The following is a 14,902-nucleotide window of genomic DNA, read 5'->3' as shown; positions in this document are numbered from 1 at the left end:
ACAACAAACGAAATTCGAGCCGGGCGCAACGGTCCGTCGATATCGTCAGTCATGATCATTTTTGATTGTTTCGATCAAGCGCAGCTATGCAAAGCCGAGGGATCCCGCCTTTCCGCCATGACAGGGAAGGGGGCTTCCCCGGGAGCCGCGGCATTCCCATATCGGTGATCAATATTGTTCCTTCTTATCTTGGGCCGATACCATGTTGCTCGACGATACACCGTCCATGATTTTGGATGAAGATACGCATCCCCAACAGACCTCATCCCTTTCCACCCCCGCAGACGGGTTGTTGCTTGACGCCTATTCGAACACCGTCATCGATGTCGCCGAGCGCGTGGGTCCCGCCGTCGTGAAGCTCGACATCCGCAAGGGTGGCAAGCCCGCGGGTTCGGGCTCCGGCGTCATCCTCTCGCCGGACGGCCTTGTGCTCACCAACAGCCATGTGGCGCAGGGCACCGCCCGGGTTTCGGTGCAGACGCAGGATGGCCGCCGCTTCGATGCGCGCCTGATCGGCGATGATCCCGATACCGATTTGGCGCTCGTTCACATCGAGCAGCCGGTCAGCCTGCCCTCGGCGCGGCTCGGCAATTCCAGCCTGCTGAAGCGCGGGCAGGTGGCGATCGCCATCGGCAATCCTCTCGGCTTCGAGGCCACGGTGACGACAGGTGTGATCTCCGCACTCGGGCGCTCGCTGCGCGCCAAGAGCGGGCGGCTGATCGACGATGTGATCCAGACCGATGCGGCGCTCAACCCGGGCAATTCAGGCGGCCCCCTGGTCTCCACGCTCGGCGAGGTCGTCGGCATCAACACGGCAGTGATCATGGGAGCGCAGGGGATCTGCTTTGCGGTTGCGTCCAACACGGCAAGTTTCGTGATGGGCCAGCTCATTCGACACGGCCGCGTGCGGCGTGCTTCCATCGGCATTGCGGCCCAGCAGGCAGTGATTGCCCGCCGCGTGCAGATGGCAGCCGGCATCGATCAGGGCGTAGGCGTGATGATTGCCACTGCAGAAACCGGCGGCCCGGCGGATAGCGCCGGCCTGTTGATGGGCGACATCATCATCGCTCTCGACGGACGCCGTGTCGTCGCGGTGGACGATCTTATCCGGCTGCTCGACGAGGATCGCATCGGCAGGCCGACGCGCTTCGACGTGCTGCGCAATGGCAAGCCCCGCTCCCTCGACGTGACGCCGCGGGAGCGGCGGGGTTCGTGAGGGCGGAGCCGTCTGCGCTGATCCGGATCAGCGTCCTGAGACCTGCCTGACGACCTTGCGCACGCCCCGCAATGTCGGCGTGACCACCTGCATGACGGCAGCCTTGGCTCGGTCGGCGCTCGGATTTGGGCCCGGGCGCTGCGGCTGCATGCCGATGGCGCGCAGATAGCGATTGGCGGCGCGGACACGCCCGCGCCCGCGGCTGGCATCGGTCTCGAAGGAGAAGGCGTAGGAGATGCTGCGCACCTGGCCGGTCCGCACCCAATGGGGCGCATCCTGCGGCTGATGGAAGCCGCGGCCCGGCTCCAGGTCGAAGACATGCTCCTGCCGGGGATCGCAGCCTTCGAGGTCGAGCTGGCCGATATTCACCGTGCCTCTGACATAGAAGCGCTCGAGATCACTCTCCTCCACCACGTCGGGCGGGAAGACGTGGTAGTATTTCGGACCCTCGATCTGGAAGAAATGCGTGATTTCCGGGTCGAAGTGGAACGGGGTGGTGGATGCGGCCGAGGAAATGAAGATGGCGGATTCGAGCCGGGCGATCTTTTCCTCGCCCGGGCCTCCCCGCAGCGCGGTGAACTTGCGAAAGAGGGTGTCGAGCAGGTCCCGGAAGCCTGAATCGTGGTTCTCCAGGCGCTTCAGCAGGACACGGGCAGGGGTATCGCCCAGCCGCGCCAGAACCTCGTGCGGCCTGGCCCTGTTCTGCTCGACGTCGTAGAATTTCGTGCCCGGCGTCGGTGCCGATCCTGCGATGAAATAATCCTGAGGGCTGTCGGCGTAACGCTCGGCCAGCGCCGCCAGCGCCTCGGGCTGGAACATCGGTAGGCGATGGAGAGCATGTTCGAAGGCGAAGGGCACGCGATCATAGGCGGCGCGATAGTCATCTGCATCGATGGTGACGAGTTCGTCGACGGAAAAGCTCATGGCCAGGACCGTTCATGAAAAGAAGACATGCTCTAATTTTGAAAGTATCTTGCTTGCTGCAGCAGGCGGTTACAAGCTGGGAAAAATGTGAAGTGCCGCAGCCTTAGTGGATAGGTGAGGATATACTGAAGGTACTCCCAATTGTATGGATAACCCTATCCGAACGTAAGATAACCCTTATTTGGTCGGTTGGCGGGCTCACTTGCAGGCGTGCTGCCTACTACTTTTGACGATGGAGGCAGGAATGATCTCACAAAGGTGAGGCTTGCCGCTGGCAAGGTGGTGGATGTGCCTCCCGGGCGCCGCGACATCGTCGCTTGGCACATGCCGATTCTTCCCAGTCGAGCCAGGGGATCGAAGGAATCCGCGGGATCCCGACGTTTGCTCAGGCCTGCCGCCGCAGATAAAAGCCTTCGAAATAGGTCAGCGTTCGCTCGGGATGGAACGGTATTTCGGCCAGGAGTTCGGGCACCAGCCAACGATCCTGCAGGTGATAGCCGCGCGCCTCGAAATAGGCCAGGAACTTGGCGCGGTTGAACAGCCGGCACGGGATGACGGACGATACGTGGTTCTGGGCTGTCCAGGCGTCGGGGGCGTCGGAGATGGGGATCTTGTTGATCAGGATATGATCGGGCAAGGCCGGGACCGTGTCGAGAATGCCCGGGCCGTGCTCGCCGAAGGGATCCGGCAGATATTGGATCATGCCGAGCATGAGCATGATGTCGGGAGCCGGCGCCTCCGCCAGCTTGGACCCGAAGCTGATCATGGAGGATCCCAGCGTTGCATGGCGCTGCCGCCCACGCTCGACCATGTCGGGCATGTCGACGACGTGCCAGCGCAGCGGTGGCTTCAGGAGGCCATAGCGCTCGCACAGTTCATAGAAGATGCCTCCGGCGCCGCCGAAATCGACGACAGTGCTGCCCGGCTGCAGAAGTTTCGACAGCCACAGCATGACGGCATACTGCGAGGTTTGGAACAGGTCGGGAGCTTCCACGTCAGCGTCGCGAACCAGCAGCTCGGCGAGCGTATCGTCATGCCAGCCGACCTTTCCGATACTCGCCGAAAAGCGCTCGGCTTCGGCGTAGCTGGCAAAAAGCCCGTAGAAAAGATCCATCCTTCCGGCCCAGACATGGCGGATATAGAGGCTCTTCACGAAAGGGAGTTTCCCCAGCCAAGCGCCAATGGCGCTGTGCATCATCAGGGCCTTGAAGAGCTGTTTCATGAAAGTCCTGGGGAAGTCGTGGGCGGTGTGGAGGATTAAGCGGGCGAAGCGGAGCAGCGGGGGCGGCGTCTTCAGGAACGAAGCTCACCTTCATACTGTAGTGACGTCCGATTGGCTTCATTTCAACGCGGACATGAAGATTAATTGCGCGCAATGAACGTGGTTCGCTGCCGGTCACGGGCAGCCCGATGTCGCCCAGGCCCAGCGGAACGTGGTGCGGTAGCCGGATCATCCGCGCGCAAAGAGAAACGCGCCGGCGTGGCCGGCGCGCGTCAATTCTTCCTGGCCCTTGCTATGGCCAGATGGTGAGGGTTCCGAGGATCGATCAGAATTTGTAGGAAATACCCGCGCGGATGGTGTGGGTCTTCAAGTCGATCCGATCGTTGTAGTTTCCGGCTGCCGTTGTCGAGTAGTTGAAGTAATCCTTCTTGCCGTAATCGGCATAACGATATTCGACGCGCGCGATCAGGTTGTCGGTAACGGCATATTCAAGGCCGGCACCAATGGTCCAGCCCACATGAGTGCTGGAATAATGAAGCGGGCCGTCGATATTCCAGATGGGCGCGAAATCATATTTCCCAAAGGCAACGCCGCCCGTGATGTAGGGCAGGAAGCGATCGATGGCATAGCCGACCCGCAGACGGACCGAGCCATCCCATTTCAGCTCCGCTCGCTGCTTATAGGTCGTGATCGGGTCTGGGTCCCCGTGAGAGAAGTTGAGGTTGCCTCGGGCCCTCGCGCTTCCCTTCAAGGAATCATAATTGATGTCGCCTTCGAGACCGAGCACCAAATTGTTCTGGAACTGATAATTGTAGCCCGCATAGACGCCGGCGGTGAACCCATTGGCGGTCAACTTGCCCCTGTAGTCCCATTCGCCGCTGGCAATCCAATAGTCCGAATAGTCCGACTTACCCCAAGTATAGCCGGCCTGAACGCCGCCGTAGAAGCCGGTCCAGGAATAGGGGGCGGCGACCGGAGCGATTGGCTCGACGGGCTGCGGAGCGAGATCGGCGGCGTAGGCGGCCGTTGAGGAAAGCAGGATTGCCAGAGCTGCGGCGGAAATTTTCATGGCTACATGTCCTAACAACATTTTTCATATAGTGACGCTTCTCGGACGTTGAGTCTGTAACAAGAAAGCCACATCTGGTTCATTTTTATAGATGCCTTGGAGATGGCGGTATATAATTGCCATTCCGCCGCTGTTGCAATTGAAAATTTGGAGAGCATGTCCTAGCTTTAGGTTAAATGAAGCTCATTATTTGGAAATATTAACCTTCTCCTGGTTCCAAATGACCTACAAAGATGTAGGTCTTGCTGTGGATGGGAGAGGGTTTTTGAGTCCAGGCGGACGATGAATTTACTCCTAAAGTATTATATCCATGTCTTTTTGTACGTCCTTTCCGAATGACGAAAGGCCCGCGAGCTTTGCGCTCGCAGGCCTTTGAAGAACGGATGGTCTGTTGGCCCGTATCGGTCGGGTGAACCTCAGGTCTGGACGAGCCAGGCATGGTCGGGGTCGTTGTGGAATTTCCACACGCGTTTGGGCCCCGCCATGACGTTGAGATAATAGAGGTCATAGCCATGCGCGGCGCCGACCGGATGATAACCCTTGGGCACGAGGACGACGTCGCGATCGGAGAAAGCGATCACCTCGTCGAGCGATCGATCATCCGTATAGACGCGCTGGACGCCGTAGCCCTGGGCGGGCTTGAAACGGTGATAATAGGTTTCCTCCAGCAGGCTCTCGGCAGGCAGGTTGTCCTGGTCGTGCTTGTGGGGCGGATAGCTCGACCAATTGCCGGACGGGGTGATCACCTCCACCACCAGCAGGCTCTCGGCTGGTTCCCATTCGGGCAGAATGTTGCGGACATAACGCGTGTTCGAGCCCTTGCCGCGGGTTTCCTGGCCGACCTTGTCCGGACCGATCACGCGGGCAGGCAGGGCGCCGGTGCCCGGCGCCGCGCACACGGCCAGTTCGACCGGCGTTTCGGCCCTGACTTCGTAGCTCGAGCCGGCGGGAACATAGACCGACCAGGGCGCGCCTTCGAAAGGATCGTTGCGTTCGCCCAATAGGCCGAAATCCTGGCTGCCGGCCTTGACCGAGGCCTTGCCGGCCACCAGCACGAGGCAGACTTCGCTGGCGCCGGTCGCCGCGTTCAGGCTTTCACCGGCCGCCAGATCATGCACTTCGAAACCGACATAGGTCCAGCCGGCCGATTGCGGCGTCACCTGATGAATAAGGGAGCCGGAGTTGCCGGGCTTGAGCAGAAGTTTCGACATGAGGGCTCCTCTTGTTCCCAGTTGCGGATGTCGCCGCAAGCCGGCATGGGAATTTCGAGAATGCCGATCTGGCGATCGACACTCCGAATGCGCGTTATAGCGTTTTGCGATCTGACGGAGTCACCTAGAGCGTTTTCCAGAAAAGTTGATAGACTTTTCGATTAAGAAAACGCGTCAAAACAAGGAATTAGAGAGCAAAGTCCGATTCGGAGAAATCGCACTTTGCTTTAGAATCGCAAAGACGCGTCAGAACAACGAGTTAGAGCAAATAAGCGTTCATACTTGAACGCGCTTTGCTCTAGGTGGTCAGGCTGCTTTCAATCCCGTTTCGCTCAGCACCTTGCGCAGATGGGCGTAGCCGGCCTTGGCATAGGTCAGCGGATTGGCCTTCTCGGGGTCCTGTTCGGCCTCGACGATGACCCACCCGGAATAGCCCTGCAGTTCGCGGAACACGCTGGCGAAGTCGATCATGCCGTCCCCGGGAACCGTATAGACCCCGGCCAGCACGCTATCGAGGAAGCTCCAATCTTCGGCATCGGCGCGGGCCCTGACATCGGCCCGCACGTCCTTGGTGTGGACATGGCTGATGCGGCTGCGATAGCGGCGGGCAAGATCGGCCGGATCCGAACCGCCCCAGGTGGCATGGCCGGTGTCGAGCAGGAGATGTACGGCAGGGCCGGTCGCCGCCATGAAGGCATCGATGTCGGCCTGCGACTGGACGATGGTGCCCATGTGATGGTGATAGTCGAGTTGCAGCCCCTCGGCCTTGATCATCTCGGCATAGGCGGTGATGCGGCGGCCATACTCGGCCCAATCAGCCGAGGCCATGAGGGGACGCTGCGACAGCGGCTTGGCCTTGTTGCCGTGGATGGCGTTGGAGGTCTCGGCCACGATGAAGACACTGGTGCCCATCGCTTTGAGCAACTCGATATGAGCGCGGGCCGCCGCGAACTCGGCATGTTCGTCCCGGGTCAGCAATTCGATCGAGTGCCAGCCGCCGACGCAGGCGAGGCCGAAGGGGGCAAGCGCAGCCTTGAGCGTATTCGCCTCGCGGGGGAACTTGTTGCCGAGTTCCATGCCCTCGAAGCCGACTTCCTTGGCCTCAGCCAGACAAGTTTCCAGCGGTGTATCGCCACCGATCTCCGGCATGTCGTCATTCGACCAGCCGATGGGGTTGGCGCCGATGCGGATAGGCATGGAAAAACTCCAGAAATATGGGGTCCGGGGGGCGGGTCTTCAGACCCGGTATTTTGGCTGAACGGGAGTGTGGCAACAGAAGGCGGGTTCGAAGACCCGCCCCTCCGATCGAGGCTCAGTCGCCCACGCGCTGCAGCGTCTTCTTCTGCACATAGGCGGCATGAGCAGCCTCGACCTCGCGGCGCTGGGAAACCTCGGGGACCGCGACGTCCCACCAGGCCCCGCCTGCATCGGTGGATTCGAGGGGATCGGTGTCGATCACCACCACGGAGGTCCGGCTATGGCCGCGTGCGGCGGTGACGGCAGCCTCCAACTCGGCCAGGCTCTTCACCTTGACGGCGTGCGCACCAAGGCTGGCGGCATGCGCCGCGAAATCGATGTCAGGCAGCACGTCGTGGCGCGTGTCCCGCAGGAGGTTGTTGAAGCTCTCCCCGCCCGTCGCGCGCTGCAGGCGGTTGATGCAGCCATAACCCCTGTTGTCGAGCACCACGATGGTCAGCTTGGCGCCGGCCATGATTGAGGTGGCGATCTCCGAATTGGCCATCAGATAGGAGCCGTCGCCGACCATCACGATCACCTCGCGGTCGGGCTCGGCCATCTTCACGCCCAGCCCGCCGGCGATCTCGTAGCCCATGCAGGAATAGCCATATTCCATATGATAGCCACCCGGCGCGCCCGCCTGCCAGAGCTTGTGGAGCTCGCCCGGCAGGCCGCCGGCCGCGCAGACCACGATATCGCTGGGCTTGCCGGCACGCTGCACGGCACCGATCACCTGGGCGTCGGAGGGCAGCTCGGCATTGCTGGCGTCTGTGTAGCGGGCGGCCGTCTTCAGCCAGTCTTGGCGGCCGGACACCGCCTTTTGCGTCCATTCCGCCGGCGCTTTCCAGTCGCCGAGCGCGCTCGACAGCAATTCGAGGCCGACCCTGGCGTCGCAGACCAGCGGCAGGGCGCGGTGCTTGGCCGCGTCGAAGGGCTGCGTGTTGAGGCCGACGATACGGTGTGTATCGGCCTTGAACAAGGCCCAGGAACCGGTGGTGAAATCCTGGAGGCGCGTGCCTACGGCCAGCACGAGGTCCGCCTCTTCCGCCATGTTATTGGCGGCAGCGGTACCGGTGACACCGATGGCGCCCATGCCGAGAGGATTGTCTACCGCGATGGCGCTCTTGCCGGCCTGGGTCTCGCCGACCGGAATGCCGTGCTTGCCGGCGAAGGCAGCGAGGGCATCTTCGGCCTGCGAATAGAGCGTGCCGCCGCCGGTGACGATGACGGGCTTGCGGGCGGCCTTGAGGGCGGCGACGGCGGCGGCGAGTTCGTCCTCGTCGGGCCGGGGCCGCCGGCTGGTCCAGAGCCGCTCCTCGAAGAAGGAGGCGGGGTAGTCATAGGCCTCGGCCTGCACGTCCTGGCACAGCGCAAGCGTTACCGGTCCGCAATCTGCCGGGTCGGTCAGCACGGTCATCGCCCGCGCCAGGGCCGGGATGATCTGCTCGGGACGGGTGATGCGGTCGAAATAGCGCGAGACGGGCCGGAAAGCGTCGTTGGGGGTCACGGTACCGTCGCCGAAATCCTCCAACTGCTGGAGGACGGGATCAGGCCGGCGATTGGCGAAGACGTCGCCCGGCAGCAACAGGAGCGGCAGGCGATTGACATGAGCGACGGCGGCGGCCGTAACCAGATTGGTGGCACCGGGCCCGATGGAGGTGGTGCAGGCCATCATGCGGCGGCGGCGCATGGCCTTGGCATAGGCGGTGGCGGCATGGGCCATCGACTGTTCGTTATGGGCGCGGTAGGTCGGCAGCGTCCCACGTGCCTGGTAGAGGGCTTCGCCCATGCCGGCGACATTGCCATGGCCGAAAATGGCGAAGACACCGGCGAAAATCGGCACCGTCTCGCCATCGACGATCGTCTTCTGGGCGGTAAGGAAGCGGACCAGGGCCTGGGCCATTGTGAGACGGATGGTAGCCACGAAATCTCTCCCTGAGCGTATTGGACTCAACTGTCAAAATGGTTGAGCTGCCTGCTCCGAATGTCTTCTATCGAGAAGCGGAGGCCCTTTTTGGACCTCGCCTGGAATGCCGGACCATAGCCTGCGCGAAGCTGCTTCGCGAGACCTATTGGGCCGCCGCGGCCTGTCCCGAGGCGCTCTGCCAAGCCTGAGCCAGCCGGGCAAAGCGCGTTGCCATGGCATCGACGGCATCGTCGTCGCTCAGAGCTCCGCGCAGCCAGGCCCGGGCCGGTTCGTTGAAGATGGTGCGTCCGACGGCGAAGCCCTTCACCATCGGCTCACTTGCCGCCACGGCGAAGGCGGCTTCGAGATCTTCCTCCGGCGCCTCGAGGCCGAGCAGCACGATGCCACGGCAGAGCGGATCGTTGCGCTCGATCACCTCGGCGACGGCGCGCCAGGCCGCTGCGGTCTTCAACGGTTCCAGCTTCCACCAGTCGGGCTTGATGCCGAGATCGTAGAGGCGCTGCACCACGCTCGACACCGTGTCGTCTTCGAGCGGGCCATGCTTGCCGGCGATGATCTCGATCAGCAATTCGCGCCCAACCGTGCGTGCGGCCGCGTGCAGGCGCAGCAATTGGCGCTCCTGCTGCTCCCTGAGGGCAGGAGGGTCGCTCGGGTGATAGAAGCACAGGCATTTGATCGTGTGTCCGACCGGCCATTCGATTAGACTGGTGCCGACATCGGGACCACCCTCGAATTCGAGGGGGCGGGAACCAGGAAGCTCGACCGGCCGACCGATCCAGAAGGGATGATCGGCCGCACGGAACAGGGCTTCGCGGCCATAGATGCCGTCGATCAGCATGCCGAAGCCAGGGCGCCCGGCTGCGATCCTGGCGGCCGCCTTGACCGCCAGGGCCTTGAAGGCGGAGATGCGCTCCCGGGGGACGCCGATTTCATCCGCCATCGCTTCCATCTGGGCGCGGTGGTCGACGGCGAGCGCCATCAGCCCCTCGGCGGCGGGGCGGCGGGTGGTCGCCCAATGGATGTGGTTGATGGCCACGTCCTTGCGCAGGGCGCGTTCCTTGCTGCCATGTTCGAGGAAATAGCTCAATTCGGTAAAGGTCGGGATTTCCGGCGAGCAGAGCAGGCGGGAGACCGCGAAAGCGCCGCTGGCGTTGGCGTAAGCGCAGGCCGTCTCGAGCGGCTCATTGCGCAGCCAGCCACGCAGAAAACCCGACAGGAAGGCGTCGCCCGCGCCGAGGACGTTATAGACCTCGACCGGGAAGCCCGGCCCGCGAATGCCGTCGTCGAGGCTGGCTGGAATGGCATCGGGAAAGACGACGCAGCCCATGGGTCCGCGCTTGCAGACGATGGTGGCGTCGGAGACGGCCCGGATGCGCCGCAGCGTCTCGAGCGTATCTTCAGAACCCCCGGCGATGGCGAGTTCCTCCTCCGTGCCGACGATCAGGTCGCAATCGGGCAGGATGGTCTGCAGATGCGCGGTAACGTGGTCGGCCTTGATGTAGCGCTCCTCGCCCGCCCCGTGCCCGGCGAGGCCCCAGAGATTGGGCCGGTAGTCGACGTCGAAAACCACCTTGCGGCCGTGCTTCTTGGCCAGGCGCATCGCCTTGCGTTGGGCCGCATCGGTGTTGGGCTTGGAAAAATGCGTACCGGTGACGACGATGGCAGCCGCCGAGGCGATTAGGGCCTCGTCTATGTCGCTTTCGTCGAGGGCCATGTCGGCGCAATTGTCGCGATAGAAGATGAGCGGGAATTGCTTCTCGTCGCGCACTCCGAGAATGACCAGGGCGGTGAGGCGGGCGGGATCGGTGTGGATGCCGTCGGTGGCGACACCCTCGCGCTGCATCTGTTCGCGGATGAACCGGCCCATGGCTTCGTCGCCGACCCGAGTGATCAGGCCCGATTTCAGGCCGAGGCGGGCAGTGCCGATCGCGATATTGGCGGGGCAGCCACCCACGGCCTTGGTGAAGGAGGACATGTCCTCCAGCCTGCCGCCGACCTGCTGGCCATAAAGATCCACCGAAGCGCGGCCGATCGTGATGACATCGAGTGCGGGCGTGCTCATCCTTGACCTCCAGACAGGCGTACCGGCCTTTTCCTCGATCCTGGCCACACTGCTGCAGCTTCGTTGGACAGGAATGGCCGGCGCATAACGCTTCCTCTTGGCGACGACATGCGAAGCCGCCGCCTTGTTTTTGTCGCCGTTTTCCGCGGGCCTCGCGGCGGCTGCCGCGCCCTTCGGCCAGCACTCCAAAAATGAAACATATATTCTATTGTGTTGTCAATATAGAATAAAAATGCCATATTTTGAAGCGAAGCAAGCGTTGCCGTCGCTTCTGCGCCAAGATTGCGATTCTACGGCGTGGCGCGATTGCCGCTCAATGTCTTACAGCAAAGAGGCCCGGACTCGGGTCAAATCGAAGAAAGATTGGGGAGAGAAATGGTTCGTCTCGCAGTTCTCGGCGCCGGCCGCATCGGCAAGATCCATGGCCGCAACGCTGCGTCGCATCCGCAAGCCAGGTTGATCTCGGTTTCCGATCCGCACCAACCCTCCGCCGAGGCGCTTGCAGCCGAGACCGGTGCGCGCGTCAGCACCATCGATGAGGCCGTCGCAGCCTCCGACGTCGACGCCGTGCTGATCTGCACCCCGACGACCACTCATGCCGACCTGATCGAACGGGCGGTGCAGGCGGGCAAGGCGGTGTTCTGTGAGAAACCGGTCGATCTATCATCCGACAGGATCCGCCGCTGCCTCGCCGAGGTCGGCAAGGCCGGCAAGCCGCTGATGATCGGTTTCAATCGCCGCTTCGATCCCAATTTCGCCACGCTCAAGCAGCGCATTCTGGACGGATCGGTGGGAGAGGTGGAACTGGTCACCATCATTTCGCGTGACCCCGCGCCGCCGCCTGTTTCCTATATCGAGAGCTCGGGTGGTCTCTTCCGCGACATGATGATCCATGATCTCGATCTGGCCCGTTTCCTGCTGGCCGAGGAGCCGGTCGAGGTGCATGCCGTCGCCTCCGCACTCGTCGATCCGGCGATCGGCAAGGCCGGAGACGTCGATACCGCCGCAGTCCTGCTGAAGACGGCGTCCGGCAAGATCGCCCAGATTTCCAACTCGCGCCGTGCCACCTATGGCTACGACCAGCGCATCGAGGTGCACGGCTCCAAAGGGCTGATTCGTGCCCACAATGTGCCGAAGACCACGGTGGAGGTGGCGACGGGTGCCGGTTTCCTGGCAGATCCCGTGCAGGACTTCTTCCTGGAGCGCTATGCCGAGGCCTATCGCCTGGAGATGACCGCCTTTCTCGACGCCATCCTGGCAGGCAAGGCGCCCAATCCCTCGGGCGAGGACGGCCTGAAGGCGCAGATCCTGGCGGACGCCGCGACGGAGGCGGCCCAAACAGGCAACACCATCAAGCTGTAGGATAGACGCGGGAGATACGGAATGTCGATCTGCAGATCGACATCTTCCTATCGCCAAACACGACGTTTCCAAGAGTGTCGGTCTGCGATCGACATTCTACGGTTTGGCCGCAGCCCGTACTCCCCTAGGTCTGCGCCTCAGTCGCGTCCCTTGTGTTCGGCCGTACCGACGGCAAGTGTCATGGCCAGGGCGAATGTCGCCGCCAGCGAACGGAAGGCACCATGATCGGCCTCTTCCACGTCCAGGCGAATGCGGGCGAGGCGGGCGAGAGGGCTCGCCGGGCTGTCGGTAATGGCCAGGATGGCATTGCCGCGCTGATGCGCGATCGTCGCCAGTTCGATGGTGTCGGGCGAGTAGGGGGTGTAGGAGATCGCCAGCACCACATCCCTGGGCCCCGCCAGCGAAATCTGTTCCTTGCCGAGTTGGCCGACATGATCGACCAGCGCACAGCGCTGGCCGAGATTGCCGAAGGCGTAGGCGAGGTAGGCGGCGACCGAGAAAAGCCGTCGGGCCGCGACCAGATGGATGATGTCGGCACCAGCGAGCAATTCGATCGCCTCGTCGATCTTTCCGGGATCGGCGGATGCGCGCAGCCGCTCGATCGAAAGCGTGGCTGCGTCGGCAAAGCCGTTGAGCAACGGCGCCGACAGCGAGCCCTCGTTCGGCTCCGTCCGCAGCAGCGCCACTCTCTGGCGGTAGTCGGGAAAGCGTTGCTTCAGGCGGGCGAGAAAGACCTGCTGCAGGTCGGAAAAGCCGGAATAACCGAGGGTCTTGGCGAAGCGAACCAGGGTGGAGGCCTGCACGCCGGCATTTTCGGCCACCGCGGCAGCGGTGCCGAGCGCAATCTCGTCGGGATGGTCGTTGGCGAAATGAGCCACCTGCCGCAGGCGTTTGGGCAATTGGTCCATCCGATCGGCGAGGCGCGCGGAAAAATCGGCAAAATCGCGCGTCTCATCCTCAGCCATGATCATGTCCCGTTCCAGAAGCGGGGCAGTGTGATCGCTGCCCTCCCTATCATTGACACCACCGCCGGTCCTGTCACGCGGCCGCGATGCCGGATCGTGCCGCAAAGGCTCGCCCCGCGGAAGGTTAGTGCAACTGGAAAGGCAGCGAAACCCGTTTGGCAATCGGGGATGTGGATCGGCTCAGCACCGGCGCGTGAGCGGATCAACACCGTCGGTTGTCGGCTTCTCCTCGTCCCGGTCGCGGGTAGCCTCGGAGGAGGGCGGCGGCAGGCGCCGGGCCGGGTCGTCGATGATGCGGGCAATCAAAGCCGCGATGATGCCAGTAAACAGCATGGCAGTTGTCCCCTTGGCTGCGACGGCGAACCGCGGAGCCAGCATGGATACCTTTCTTTCTCCGGGAGGCCGCACGGGCGCTCACGGATGAGTCGAATCGATCTACGCCGATTTTGATGCGCTGCAGCATACAGCAAATCTGTGCTGCGTCGCACAATGAAATGGAATGACGGCCATACCATGGCGGCATGGCGAACGAAAATGAAGGGAGAGCGATGATGAACACATCGGCCAAATCGGACGGCGGGGGGCTCGGAGTCGGCCTGATCGGCACGGGCTACATGGGCAAATGTCATGCATTGGCGTGGAATGCGGTCGCCTCGACGTTCGGGGATGTTGCCCGGCCCCGTTTGCTCGCGCTGGCCGAGGCTTCCGCCGAGCTGGCCCGCACCAAGGCGACGGAACTCGGCTTTGCGACATCGACCGGCGACTGGCGCGAGCTCCTGGCTGACCCTGAGATCGACGTGATCTCGATTACCACGCCCAACCGCTTCCACGCCGAAATGGCGATCGCGGCGCTGGAAGCAGGCAAGCATGTCTGGTGCGAAAAGCCGATGGCGACCGCATTTGCCGATGCGCAAGCGATGCATGCCGCCTGGCGCGGCAGCGGCAAGGTGGCCGTGCTCGGCTATAACTACATCCAGAACCCTGCCATGCGCCTGATCCGCAAGCTGATCGGCGAAGGCGCGATCGGCATCGTCAATCATGTCCGCTTGGAGATGGACGAAGATTTCATGGCGGACCGTGAGACGCCCTTTGCCATGCGCAATGAAGCGAGCGCGGGCTATGGTGCTCTCGACGACTTTGCCGTGCATCCTCTCAGCCTGCTGCGTTTCGTTCTCGGCGGGGTTGCCGAAGTGTTCGGGGAGATGGCGAAGCCTTATGCGGACCGCCCCCACCCCGATGGCGGCAGGCGTGCGATCGAGAATTACGACATCGCCACGGCGCTGTTGCGCCTGGAGAGCGGCGCTTCAGGGGTGCTTACCGTCAATCGCGCCGCCTGGGGACGGAAGGGGCGCATCCAGTTGCAGATCTTCGGCGACGCCGGTGCCATCGTGTTCGACCAGGAGCGCTTCAACGAGGTGCAGCTCTTCCGCCGCGAAGGTGCCGAGGAAACCCAGGGATTCCGGACCATTCTCAGCGCGCCCGTGCACAAGCCCTATGATCGCTTCATTCCGGCGCCTGGCCACGGGCTTGGCTTCAACGACCTGAAGGTAATCGAATGCCGCGAACTGATCGCCCGCATCCAGGGTGAGAAGGCTTCAGTGTTCGATTTCGACGATGGCCTTGCCATCGAACGCACCGTCCACGCCATTGCGGACAGTTTCACAAAAGGCCGTTGGGTGGCTGTGAGGGCTTGACCGCCTCGCATTGA

12 protein-coding genes are annotated in these 14,902 nt (G+C 62.7%); 3 read left to right on the top strand and 9 right to left on the bottom strand.

The genetic code is table 11. From position 1 onward, the window contains the following. Positions 1–226: 226 nt before the first annotated feature. Positions 227–1,216, top strand: coding sequence for a trypsin-like peptidase domain-containing protein (locus J8I29_RS07905; protein ID WP_245196767.1), 990 nt, complete (start codon positions 227–229; stop codon positions 1,214–1,216). A gap of 27 nt (positions 1,217–1,243) precedes the next feature. Here J8I29_RS07905 and J8I29_RS07900 read toward each other — a convergent pair whose 3' ends face one another. The 7 genes from J8I29_RS07900 to iolC form a co-directional block, all read right to left on the bottom strand. Then, complete coding sequence (locus tag J8I29_RS07900; RefSeq protein ID WP_105862040.1) at positions 1,244–2,140, bottom strand: hypothetical protein; 897 nt, start codon at positions 2,138–2,140, stop codon at positions 1,244–1,246. A 385-nt stretch (positions 2,141–2,525) separates the two neighbouring features. Then, positions 2,526–3,362 (bottom strand): methyltransferase, TIGR04325 family, encoded by an 837-nt coding sequence (locus J8I29_RS07895; RefSeq protein ID WP_209431216.1) that lies wholly within the window; start codon positions 3,360–3,362, stop codon positions 2,526–2,528. Between the two features lie 325 nt (positions 3,363–3,687). After that, positions 3,688–4,431, bottom strand: coding sequence for an outer membrane protein (locus J8I29_RS07890; protein WP_181161119.1), 744 nt, complete (start codon positions 4,429–4,431; stop codon positions 3,688–3,690). 416 nt (positions 4,432–4,847) lie between these two features. Continuing rightward, positions 4,848–5,642 carry a 5-deoxy-glucuronate isomerase gene (gene iolB, locus J8I29_RS07885; protein ID WP_209431215.1) on the bottom strand — a complete coding sequence of 265 codons (795 nt, stop codon included), beginning with the start codon at positions 5,640–5,642 and terminating at the stop codon, positions 4,848–4,850. A gap of 306 nt (positions 5,643–5,948) precedes the next feature. Further along, on the bottom strand, positions 5,949–6,839 hold the full coding sequence (gene iolE / locus J8I29_RS07880; protein WP_105862036.1) for a myo-inosose-2 dehydratase: 891 nt from the start codon (positions 6,837–6,839) through the stop codon (positions 5,949–5,951). A gap of 115 nt (positions 6,840–6,954) precedes the next feature. Beyond that, complete coding sequence (iolD, locus tag J8I29_RS07875; protein ID WP_209431303.1) at positions 6,955–8,781, bottom strand: 3D-(3,5/4)-trihydroxycyclohexane-1,2-dione acylhydrolase (decyclizing); 1,827 nt, start codon at positions 8,779–8,781, stop codon at positions 6,955–6,957. A 166-nt stretch (positions 8,782–8,947) separates the two neighbouring features. Further along, positions 8,948–10,867 carry a 5-dehydro-2-deoxygluconokinase gene (gene iolC, locus J8I29_RS07870; protein ID WP_209431214.1) on the bottom strand — a complete coding sequence of 640 codons (1,920 nt, stop codon included), beginning with the start codon at positions 10,865–10,867 and terminating at the stop codon, positions 8,948–8,950. Between the two features lie 375 nt (positions 10,868–11,242). Here iolC and iolG point away from each other — a divergent pair, with 375 nt between their 5' ends. Further along, entirely contained in the window at positions 11,243–12,229 is a 987-nt protein-coding gene (gene iolG / locus J8I29_RS07865; protein WP_209431213.1) for an inositol 2-dehydrogenase, read from the top strand. A 137-nt stretch (positions 12,230–12,366) separates the two neighbouring features. On the opposite strand, the gene J8I29_RS07860 is transcribed toward iolG, so the two are convergent. Together J8I29_RS07860 and J8I29_RS07855 are read right to left on the bottom strand one after the other, a co-directional pair. Further along, entirely contained in the window at positions 12,367–13,194 is an 828-nt protein-coding gene (locus J8I29_RS07860) for a MurR/RpiR family transcriptional regulator (RefSeq protein WP_181161118.1), read from the bottom strand. A gap of 180 nt (positions 13,195–13,374) precedes the next feature. Further along, a complete protein-coding gene (locus tag J8I29_RS07855; RefSeq protein ID WP_105862031.1) occupies positions 13,375–13,572 on the bottom strand; it encodes a hypothetical protein in 198 nt (65 codons plus the stop codon). A gap of 173 nt (positions 13,573–13,745) precedes the next feature. On the opposite strand from J8I29_RS07855, the gene J8I29_RS07850 reads away from it, so the two are divergent. Then, a complete protein-coding gene (locus J8I29_RS07850; protein ID WP_209431212.1) occupies positions 13,746–14,888 on the top strand; it encodes a Gfo/Idh/MocA family oxidoreductase in 1,143 nt (380 codons plus the stop codon). The last annotated feature ends 14 nt before the right edge of the window (positions 14,889–14,902 follow it).

It is taken from the genome of Labrys sp. LIt4, assembly GCF_017813775.1.
Classification (GTDB): domain Bacteria; phylum Pseudomonadota; class Alphaproteobacteria; order Rhizobiales; family Labraceae; genus Labrys; species Labrys okinawensis_A.
Note: the sequence above shows the minus strand (reverse complement) of the source record. Positions and strands in the feature narration are given on the sequence as shown.